The 9,023-nt window shown below is 66.5% G+C and carries 8 protein-coding genes and 2 pseudogenes; 6 read left to right on the forward strand and 4 right to left on the reverse strand.

All coding sequences use genetic code 11. The features are described 5' to 3' along the window. Window positions 1-210: pseudogene (locus ABZF37_RS12100) on the forward strand (xylene monooxygenase); the annotation flags it as partial. Between the two features lie 104 nt (window positions 211-314). Beyond that, entirely contained in the window at window positions 315-1,238 is a 924-nt protein-coding gene (locus tag ABZF37_RS12105) for an AEC family transporter (protein ID WP_372720259.1), read from the forward strand. Window positions 1,239-1,362: 124 nt separating this feature from the next. On the opposite strand, the gene ABZF37_RS12110 is transcribed toward ABZF37_RS12105, so the two are convergent. After that, on the reverse strand, window positions 1,363-1,704 hold the full coding sequence (locus tag ABZF37_RS12110; RefSeq protein ID WP_372720261.1) for a hypothetical protein: 342 nt from the start codon (window positions 1,702-1,704) through the stop codon (window positions 1,363-1,365). Window positions 1,705-1,835: 131 nt separating this feature from the next. Between ABZF37_RS12110 and ABZF37_RS12115 the strand changes: the two genes are divergently transcribed. Together ABZF37_RS12115 and ABZF37_RS12120 are read left to right on the forward strand one after the other, a co-directional pair. After that, window positions 1,836-2,729 (forward strand): LysR family transcriptional regulator, encoded by an 894-nt coding sequence (locus ABZF37_RS12115; RefSeq protein ID WP_372720263.1) that lies wholly within the window; start codon window positions 1,836-1,838, stop codon window positions 2,727-2,729. Between the two features lie 72 nt (window positions 2,730-2,801). Further along, the gene (locus ABZF37_RS12120; protein ID WP_372720265.1) at window positions 2,802-3,443 is read left to right on the forward strand and encodes an O-methyltransferase; all 642 of its coding nucleotides are present in this window, start codon (window positions 2,802-2,804) and stop codon (window positions 3,441-3,443) included. Window positions 3,444-4,150: 707 nt separating this feature from the next. Here ABZF37_RS12120 and ABZF37_RS12125 read toward each other — a convergent pair. Next, window positions 4,151-4,634, reverse strand: a pseudogene (locus tag ABZF37_RS12125) (NYN domain-containing protein); the annotation flags it as partial. 164 nt (window positions 4,635-4,798) lie between these two features. Here ABZF37_RS12125 and ABZF37_RS12130 point away from each other — a divergent pair. Both ABZF37_RS12130 and ABZF37_RS12135 read left to right on the forward strand, forming a co-directional pair. Next, on the forward strand, window positions 4,799-5,071 hold the full coding sequence (locus ABZF37_RS12130) for a SelT/SelW/SelH family protein (protein WP_372720267.1): 273 nt from the start codon (window positions 4,799-4,801) through the stop codon (window positions 5,069-5,071). Then, window positions 5,058-7,160 (forward strand): protein-disulfide reductase DsbD family protein, encoded by a 2,103-nt coding sequence (locus ABZF37_RS12135; RefSeq protein WP_372720269.1) that lies wholly within the window; start codon window positions 5,058-5,060, stop codon window positions 7,158-7,160. Before ABZF37_RS12130 ends, ABZF37_RS12135 begins: the two co-directional genes overlap by 14 nt. A gap of 13 nt (window positions 7,161-7,173) precedes the next feature. On the opposite strand, the gene gltS is transcribed toward ABZF37_RS12135, so the two are convergent. Together gltS and ABZF37_RS12145 are read right to left on the reverse strand one after the other, a co-directional pair. Further along, window positions 7,174-8,364: a sodium/glutamate symporter gene (gltS, locus tag ABZF37_RS12140; RefSeq protein WP_372720271.1), complete on the reverse strand. Its 1,191-nt coding sequence runs from the start codon at window positions 8,362-8,364 to the stop codon at window positions 7,174-7,176. Between the two features lie 3 nt (window positions 8,365-8,367). Beyond that, window positions 8,368-9,023 (reverse strand): amidohydrolase family protein (locus tag ABZF37_RS12145; RefSeq protein ID WP_372720273.1); only part of this gene is annotated, 656 nt, incomplete at its 5' end.

Consider the following 9,023-nt stretch of genomic DNA (forward strand, 5'->3'; position numbering starts at 1 on the left):
ACCTATGTTTCGCTGACGCCGATGCCGGACGCACCGCAAATGCCGAGTCTGCTGGTGTGTTTTCTGGCCAGTATCCTGCCGCCACTGTGGGACGGGCTGATCGCCAAACCCCGCTTGCAACACTGGGACCGGCACTTCGCTTCAGCCGAGGAGCGGGTGCTCGCGCGGCAGGCCAACCAGGCCGCCGGCTGGCCGGACTGGGTGGTCTGACCCGGTCGCTGCCCATTCCTGCTGAATACTCCGCCTGCCCGCCGCGTGCGGGCGGGGTGTTCTCCATGAACCTGCCAAACACCGAATGCGAGGTCTAGCGACGGATGTACCAAAGCCTGTTGCCGATGATTCTGATTCTGGCATCGGGCCTTGCCTGGCGGCATCTGCAGCCGGGCGGCATCCCGATCCAGCAGATCCGCCAGGTACTCAATACGCTGGTGATCAACCTGCTGGTGCCGGCGCTGATCTTCGGCGTGTTCCTGAACACGCATCCGGAGCCCGCGCTGTACCGCGTGCCGCTGGTGGCGCTGGCGACCATCGCCGTGTGCCTGGGGGCGGGTCTGCTGGTGTTCGGCGCGATGTTGCGAGTCGGGTACCTGACTCGCGCGGAGGCCGGCGCGGCCGTGCTGGCGGTAGGTTTCGGCAATGGGCTGGGCGCGGCGCTGCCGGTGATCGAGGGCCTGTATGGTGCCCAGGCCACGCGCGTACCGCTGATGTACGAGATGTTCGCCACGGTCCCGGTGCACTGGTCACTGGGCGTGGCGCTGGCGGCCTGGTTCGGCGGCGCCGCTGTTGGCTGGCGCAGCGTCCTGGTGGTGCTGCGCATGCCGCCGTTCTGGGCCACGTTGATCGCGCTGGCCATGAACGGGTCGGGCGTGGTGGTGCCGGACAGCCTGGTGCATGCGTTCAGCGTGCTGGGGCAGGCAGCGGTGCCGTTATTGTTGTTCGTGGTCGGCAGCACCTTCACGCTGCGCGGCCTGTCGCGCCTGTCCGTGTTGCTACCGGTGGTCGTGCTGCGCCCGATATTGGGCGTCGCGGTGTGCCTGTTTGCGGCGCGCGCGCTGGAGCTCGACGGCACCCTGCTGACCGCCACCGCACTTGTCGCCGCGGCGCCATCGGTAGCGGTGGGTATCGCCGTGTGCGAGCGCTTCAAGCTCGATTCGGCGCTGTTCACCGCGGCGCTCACAGTGACTACGGTGCTGTACGTATTGCTGGCGCCGGTCTTGATGACGCTGGTGGAGGGCTGAGGCAGGGTCGTTGATTGAGGCGCGGCGAAGAGCCTTGCTGGGCTTGCGTGTGACCGCCGCCGAGGGAGAGGCTAATGCGCTTCCTCGGCGGCGGGGGCTTGGGTTTTTGGCTGAACCCTGGCGCTCAGCCATTCTGGCAGCTCAAGACCGCGCAATGTTCAGGCCATATGGGCGTTGACTTCGGTATGGCCGGCGAGGCTGCCGGTGCCGGAGCATGCTGTTCGCCCGTGGTTCTGCCGTGGCCCGCCAGTCGGCCTTCGGCCGCAACGTGCGCGAATAGCCCGCCGGCCAGCAGGACGTGCGTGAGCACCAGCTGCCAGGCGAACACGTGCAGGTTCGGGTAGGCGAAATTGCTGGCGAAGACTATGGGCACCAGCCAAGCCAGGACAGCTACGGCGCACAGGGCCAGGCTGAGCAGGTGAAGAGGATGGTGTGGGGCAAGGTTGGGTGTGGCTTCGTTTTGCATGAGTACGTACCTCGACGGTTTGCTTCAGGGGCTGGCCGGGTCGACCAGCGCGGGAGCCAATATGCGCATTGTAAAAATGAAAGTAAATTAGCGATAATCGAAAAAATATTTTGCAATTTCGCAAGGACGGTATGAACTGGGACGACCTTCGAGTTTTTCTTGCCATTGCGGACCAAGGCAGCCTGGCGGGCGCGGCTCGCCAGCTTCGGGTCAATCACTCCACGGTCTTTCGGCGCCTGAACACCATCGAGGAAGACCTGAAGGTCCGCCTGTTCGAGCGCCTGCCTCGCGGTTATGTGCTGACCGCGGCGGGGGAGGAGATGACCGTGGCGGCGCGGCGGGTCGAGGCGGATGTCGCGGATATCGAACGGCGCATCGTGGGCCGGGAGGTGCAGCTTCGCGGCAGCCTGCGTGTCACCACGACCGAAGCCCTGGCAGAGGGATATCTGACGCGCTGCATAGTGGATTTTGGCGAGCTCTATCCGGAGATCACGGTGGACCTGGTGGTGGGTTACCAAGTCTACGATTTGAGCAAACGGGAAGCGGATGTGGCCATCCGCCCGGGTCTGCGGCCACCCGACCACCTCATCGCGCGCAAGCTGGCTCGCTTACGCTGGGCGGTGTATGCAGCGCCCACTTACATCGACCGGTTTGGGACACCCGGATCGGTGGCGGAATTGAAGGACCACCGCTTCGTTGCGTTCTCGGATGAGCCCGTGCAGGGCCTGTCATTCGGTTGGGCAAGGGAGCTGGCAGCCGACGGCGAAGTCGTGTTTACCAGCAACAACCTGCTGGTTCAAAGGGACGCGGCCAGCGCCGGCATCGGCCTTGCGGTGCTGCCCACCTATTTCGGTGACCCGAACCCCGGGCTGCGGCGCGTGTTTGCTCTGGACGACGCCAGGAGTCTGGACGTCTGGTTGCTGACCCATCCCGACCTGCGGGATACCGCTCGGGTGAAAGCCTTCAACGAATTCATCCTGCAGGCGGTCAAGCGGGACAAAACAGTACTTGAAGGTGCTGAATAAGGTCCGGGTGCCGACCCGATGTGCAGAAAGCAGCGGGCCTGCCGTCGATCCAATCTCTTAATTGGTAACCATATGAACACACTGGAAAATCCCCAAGTCGCCGCGGTCCTGCAGCGGCTGCATGCCGAGGCGGCGGGCGACAGCGGGCGCTGGGCGCAACGGCGCGCCGACCAGACAGCCGGGCGGCTGCCATCGGAAGAGGGCCTGGTGCGCATGGGTGAGCTGTATCTGGCCGTGTCGCCGGCCGAGGGTCGCCTTTTGTATCTGCTGGCCCGGGCGGCGCGCGCTCGCCGGATGGTGGAATTCGGCGCCTCTTATGGCGTGAGCACGCTGTACCTTGCCGCGGCGGCGCAGGATAACGGCGGTGAGCTGATTACCACCGAGGCGCATCCGGACAAGTGCGTCGCGCTACGCGCGAACCTGGCCGACGCGGGACTCGGGCAGCACGTAAAGCTGCTGGAGGGAGACGCGCTGAAAACTCTTGCCGACCTGCCGGGGCCGATCGACCTGCTGCTGTTGGACGGCTGGAAGAGCCTGTACCTGCCGCTGCTGACGCTGCTGAAGCCACGCCTCACGGAAGGCGCGCTGGTGCTGGCGGATAACGTTGACCACGAAGCAGCGCAGGATTACGTAGCCCACCTGCAGGCGCCTGGGTCGGGCTTTCTGAGCCACACCGTGGGGGATCTGGCGATCAGTGTTTGTCTGGGCGGCTGAGGGTGCTCAGTACAGGGGCTGCTGATCGTCATCATCGTCGTGTTCGTCGTGGTCGTCCCGATCCCCGGGGCCATCGTGGCCGTCCTGACCATCATCGTCGTGTTCGTCCGTGTCTTCCACGTCGTCTGCATGAGCGAGCGCTTCACCGCTCTCCAGCGGCCGCAGGATGTAGCCGCCGGATTTGCTGTCTTTTTCGAGGCTCAGCCAGCCGCGTTCGGCGGCTTCTTCCAGCATGGCGTTGAAACTGCGAAAGCCGTGGAAGCGTTCATTGAAACCGGGGCTGCGGCGGCGCAGGGTCTGCTTGACCATGGAACCCCAGATCTTTTGCTCCTCGCCGCGGTCGTCCACCAGCGCGGCGATGGTGTCCATGATCAGTCGCAAGCCGCGGGTGGCGCGGTCGCTGTTGGCATCCGGAACACCGTTACCGTTGGGGTCGGTGTTGCCGTCGGCGTCATCATCGTCATCGTTGTGGAGCAGGGCGAACGCCGCCTGTGATTCGCTGGTGTTGCCCTCGGTCGGCACCCCGGCCACGGCCTCGGTGGCCTTGCCGCCACGGCGCCGACCACCACGCGAGCGCGGCTTGCGCTTGGGTTCTTCAGCGGTGCCGTCGGTGGCCGTCGCGGGGTTGACCAGCGTCGGGTCGCTGGCGGCTTCTTCGCCGGCCTTGGCCTTGACGCTGCGCCGGCGGACGGCCTTTTTGGGCGCGTCCTGGCGCACCAGGTCGTCGTAGTAGATGAACTCGTCGCAGTTGGCAATGAGCAGGTCCGAGGTTGAGCTGGCGACGCCAACGCCGATTACTTCCTTGTTGTTCTCGCGCAGCTTGGAGACCAGCGGCGAGAAGTCGGAATCGCCGGAGATGATCACGAAAGTGTTGACATGGCCCTTGGTGTAACAAAGGTCCAGCGCGTCCACGACCAGGCGAATGTCGGCCGAGTTCTTGCCCGACTGGCGCAGGTGCGGGATTTCGATCATCTCGAACGCGGCCTCGTGCATGGCCGGCTTGAATTTCTTGTAGCGTTCCCAGTCGCAATACGCCTTCTTGACCACGATCGGGCCCTTGAGCAGCAGCCTCTCCAGAACCTTGCGGATGTCGAACTGGTCAAACTTGGCGTCGCGCACGCCAAGCGCTACGTTCTCGAAATCGCAGAACACGGCCAGGATCGGCGTGCGGTTGCTACTCGGAGTGGTCACGAAACCTCCTGCGGTTACGTCGTCGGTCAGTGAAGTGCCGCTCGGGTGCCGGTCATACAGGCAACGATTGCGTGGGCTAACGATGCCGGAGCGTCGCTGGCCGCACGCTGTGCCAACCTTAGCCCCGTGCGTGCGGCCATTATAGGCACCCCATGACCGAAGCCATGCCTCATCGTGTCTGCATCACCTACTGCACGCAGTGCCGCTGGCTGCTGCGCGCCGCCTGGATGGCGCAAGAACTGCTCAGCAGCTTCGAGGAGGAACTCGCCGAGGTCGTCCTGCGACCCGGCCGAGGTGGCGTGTTCGAGGTGTCGGTGGACAATGAGCTGATCTGGTCGCGCGGCACCGAGGGGCGCTTCCCGGACATCAAGGAACTCAAGCAACGGGTGCGCGATTGTGTGGCCCCAGGACGTGATCTTGGCCATGTGGACCGCTGAATTTCGGAGCCGGACGGCGCGCTGCCTGTGTTGGCTGGCACTGGCGTTTTTGCTGCCCGGTGTTGCCCGTGCGCAGGTGGACAGCAGCCACGCCAGGGTTGAGTTGCTGGCCGATGTGCGCGGCGTGGTGCCGGGGCAGCCGTTTACGCTGGGGGTGGCGCTGGCGCTCGACCGCGGCTGGCACACCTACTGGCAAAACCCCGGCGACTCCGGGCTGCCAGTGCGTGTTGCCTGGGATCTTCCAGCGGGATTTACCGCTGGTCCCATCGAGTGGCCATACCCGCAGCAGGTCTCGGCGCCGCCGGTGGTGACCTACGGTTACGAAGGCATGCTGTTGCTGCCGGTGGTGGTAACGCCGTCGGCGGATCTGGCCGGTCCCGGTCCGCTCACGCTGCGCGCCCGCGTCAGTTATCTCGTGTGCAAGGACGTGTGCCTGCCCGAGCAGGCCGACGTCGCACTGAGCCTGCCGCTGCTGGCGTTGGCGCAGCCCGACCCGGCTGGCCAGCGGCGGCTGGCCGATGCCCGCGCCCGACTGCCACGCAGTCTGCCGGACATCGTGATCAGCGCCAGCGCCTTTGGCGAGCATTATTACGTGTACTGGCCGGCCGCCGCGGGGCGCGGTGACGTTAGCTTCTTTCCTGATCACGAAGGCCAGATAAGGCACTCGGTAGCGCAAGCGCGCACGCGTGAGGGCAGCCGCTGGCGGCTGTCCCTGGCTGCTGCCGAACCCGCGGTAGACCGCCTGAGCGGAGTTTTGGTCAGCGCCGGGGGGTGGGACGCCGCCGGCCAGGTGCGGGCGCTGCGAGTCGATACGGCCGTGACGCCCCTGGCCACACCACCGTCCCCGGCACCGGCGCCGGTCACCGCCCCGGTCGGCATGAGTTTGCTCTGGGCGTGCGCGTTTGCCGTGCTCGGCGGGTTGATCCTGAACCTCATGCCGTGCGTGTTTCCGGTGCTGTCGGTGAAGGTGCTCAGCTTCATCCAGCTGGCACACGGCGACCCGGGCCGGGTGCGGCGGCATGGGCTGGCGTTCCTGGGCGGCGTGATGGTCAGCTTCTGGCTGCTGGCCGGGCTGTTGCTTGCGCTGCGCGCCGCGGGCGGTGGCGTCGGCTGGGGCTTTCAATTGCAATCGCCAGGTTTTGTGGCCGCCATGGCGCTGCTGCTCACGGCGGTTGGATTGAATCTCATGGGGGTGTTCGAAGTGGGCCTCGGACTGTCCCGCCTGGCGGGCAGCGCGCCGCAGCCGGCCGGTTATCCGGGGTCGTTTTTTACCGGCACGCTGGCGGTGCTGGTGGCAACGCCGTGTACGGCGCCATTCATGGGCGCAGCGCTTGGCTTTGCGCTGGCGCGCCCGGCGTGGGAGGCGCTGACCATCTTTACCGCGCTCGGCATTGGCATGGCGCTGCCGTACCTGGTGCTGGCCGAAATGCCGGGCCTGCTGGCTCGCTTGCCGCGGCCCGGGGCGTGGATGGTGACGCTGCGGCAGGCCCTGGCCTTTCCGCTATTCGCCACCGCGGCGTGGCTGGCGTGGGTGCTTGGGCGTCAGACTGGCGTGGACGCGGTGGGTCTTTTGCTGCTGGCAGCGCTCGGCGTGGGATTTGCGGCCTGGGGCCTTGGCCACGTACAGCGCGGTGTGCGCCGCTGGTTGCCCGGCAGTGTGGTGGTGGTTGGCTTGGGGTTGGCAGCGGTGCTGGGTTTTGCCGCCGCCATGCGACCGGACGCCATGGCCGTGGCGCCGCGATCGGGCGCCGGTCTCGACTGGCAGGCCTGGTCGCCAGAGGCAGTCGAGCGGCATCGCGCCGCAGGCGAGCGGGTATTCGTCGATTTCACCGCTGCCTGGTGCATCACCTGTCAGGTCAACAAACGCGTGGCGCTGGGCACCGCCGCGGTGGCAGCGCGGTTCGCGGAACTGGGCATTGTGCCGCTCAAGGCGGACTGGACGCGCTACGACCCGGCCATTACACAGACCTTGGCCAGCTTCGGCCGCAGCGGCGTGCCGCTTTACGTTTACTACGACGGTAGTGCGCCGCCACGGGTGCTGCCCAGCGTGCTGACGCCTGGCATCGTTCTGGAAGCGCTCGGCGACTGAGGGCTGGGGCCACTCAGCGCAGGAAGTTAAGGTAGCCGGTGATCACCAGTGCGTTGACGAAATCGATGAAAAACGCGCCGACCAGGGGTACCACCAGGAAAGCCCGTGGCGCCGGGCCGTAGCGCTCGGTCAGGGTCTGCATATTGGCCACCGCATTGGCGGTGGTGCCCATCATGAAGCCATAGAAACCACCGGCCATCACCGCCGCGTCGAAATCGCGGCCCATCAGGCGAAACACGCCGTGGCACAGCAGCGCCAGCATGATCCCCTGGGCTACCAGCAGCACTATCAACGGCATGGCGATGCTGGCCAGTTCCCACAGCTTGAGCGTCATCAGCGCCATGGCGATGAATAAGGACAGCGCCACCGCGCCGAGGTCTGCCATGGCCTGTACCGGTACTCGCAGCAGCGGCTGGTGGTCGCCCAGGTTGCGCATCACGGCCGCCACCAGCATGGCGCCGATATAGGCGGGCAGGGTGATGCCAAGCGCGCTGATGCCGCGTGCAAGGTAGCTGCCGAGCCACATCGCGGCCAGCACCAGAATCACCGCCCGCATCAGCGCGGTGGTGGTGTCGACGTGGGCGTGCTCTGGCTCTTCGGTGCGGATCTGCGCCGGTTTGGCCGGCTCGATGGCCGGTCGCAGGCCGCGGCGGGCAATGATGCGCCCCGCCACCGGCCCGCCAAACAGCCCGCCCATGACAATGCCTGCCATACCGGCGGTGACTGCCAGCACGCCGGCGCCGTTCACCCCGGCCGCCTCGAACAGTGGCGCAAACGCCAGGCCGGTGGCCGGGCCGCCGGTCAGGGTGACCGAACCGGCCAGCACGCCAAACAGTGGCGGCAGGCCCATAGCCACGGCGAGCGATGCCCCCAGCAGGTTCTGCAGCAATGCGACGACGGTCGCGATCGCCAGGAACCACGCCACCTGCACACCGCCGATACGCAGCAGACGCAGACTGGCGCCAAAGCCGATGCTGGTGAAGAACGCGATCATCAACGGCGATTGCAGTGTGGTGTCGAAGCGCACCACATCCGCGCCGTTACTGCGCAACACGGTGACCACGATGGCGATCACCAAGCCGCCCAGCACCGGCGCTGGCAGGTCGTAGTGCGCCAGCACCGGAACCCAGCGCCGCAGCCCCTGACCGATCGCTATCGCCAGCGCCGCGAGTGCCAGCGTCTCCATCAAGCCCAGAGCAAGCAAACCTCAGGCCGCCCGCAGCTGGCCGCCAGCGCGCGTGGCACCGACCGTGCCGCCGTGCATCAACACCTGGCCGTTGACCACCGTGGCGGCGATGCCGCGCGCGTCGGAGACCAGCCGCCGCCGGCCGCCGGGCAGGTCGTGTACCGCCCGCGCCAGCCGGTTCGAGCCGACGGTTGCCGGGTCGAACACGGCGATGTCCGCCTTCAGCCCGGGCAGCAGCAGGCCGCGGTCGGTGATGCCGAACACCCGCGCCGGGTCGGCGGTCAGGCGCCGCACGGCGTATTCCAGGCTCAGCGCCTTGCGCTCGCGCACCCAGGTACCGAGCAACCAGGTGGCGTAGCCGACGTCGCAAATCTGATCCACATGCGCGCCGCCGTCCGAGGCGCCGATCAGCGTGCGCGGGTCGGTCATGACCTGCGCTACCACGCCGATGTCGACGTTGTTGATGGTGTACAGGAAACGCGCCGCGAGCCCGTCTTCGAGCACGATGTCCAGGAACGTATCCAGCCCGTCGGCGCCACGCTCGGTCGCGATGTCGGCCACGGTGCGCCCAATTAACGCCGTCAGTGCCGGATCGGCAACCTCCTGCACTTCAAGCCGCGTCCAGTCGCTGGAAAACGCCCCCGGCTGGCTCAATTCGGCGCGCAATGTGTCCCGAA

The sequence above is a fragment of the Immundisolibacter sp. genome (assembly GCF_041601295.1).
In the GTDB taxonomy this organism is placed as follows: domain Bacteria; phylum Pseudomonadota; class Gammaproteobacteria; order Immundisolibacterales; family Immundisolibacteraceae; genus Immundisolibacter.

Excerpts from the sequence above, each read along its gene's own strand:
- ABZF37_RS12105 (WP_372720259.1), top strand. The coding sequence starts at position 315 with ATGTACCAAAGCCTGTTGCCGATGATTCTGATTCTGGCATCGGGCCTT.
- ABZF37_RS12110 (WP_372720261.1), bottom strand. The coding sequence starts at position 1,704 with ATGCAAAACGAAGCCACACCCAACCTTGCCCCACACCATCCTCTTCAC.
- ABZF37_RS12115 (WP_372720263.1), top strand. The coding sequence starts at position 1,836 with ATGAACTGGGACGACCTTCGAGTTTTTCTTGCCATTGCGGACCAAGGC.
- ABZF37_RS12120 (WP_372720265.1), top strand. The coding sequence starts at position 2,802 with ATGAACACACTGGAAAATCCCCAAGTCGCCGCGGTCCTGCAGCGGCTG.
- ABZF37_RS12130 (WP_372720267.1), top strand. The coding sequence starts at position 4,799 with ATGCCTCATCGTGTCTGCATCACCTACTGCACGCAGTGCCGCTGGCTG.
- ABZF37_RS12135 (WP_372720269.1), top strand. The coding sequence starts at position 5,058 with ATGTGGACCGCTGAATTTCGGAGCCGGACGGCGCGCTGCCTGTGTTGG.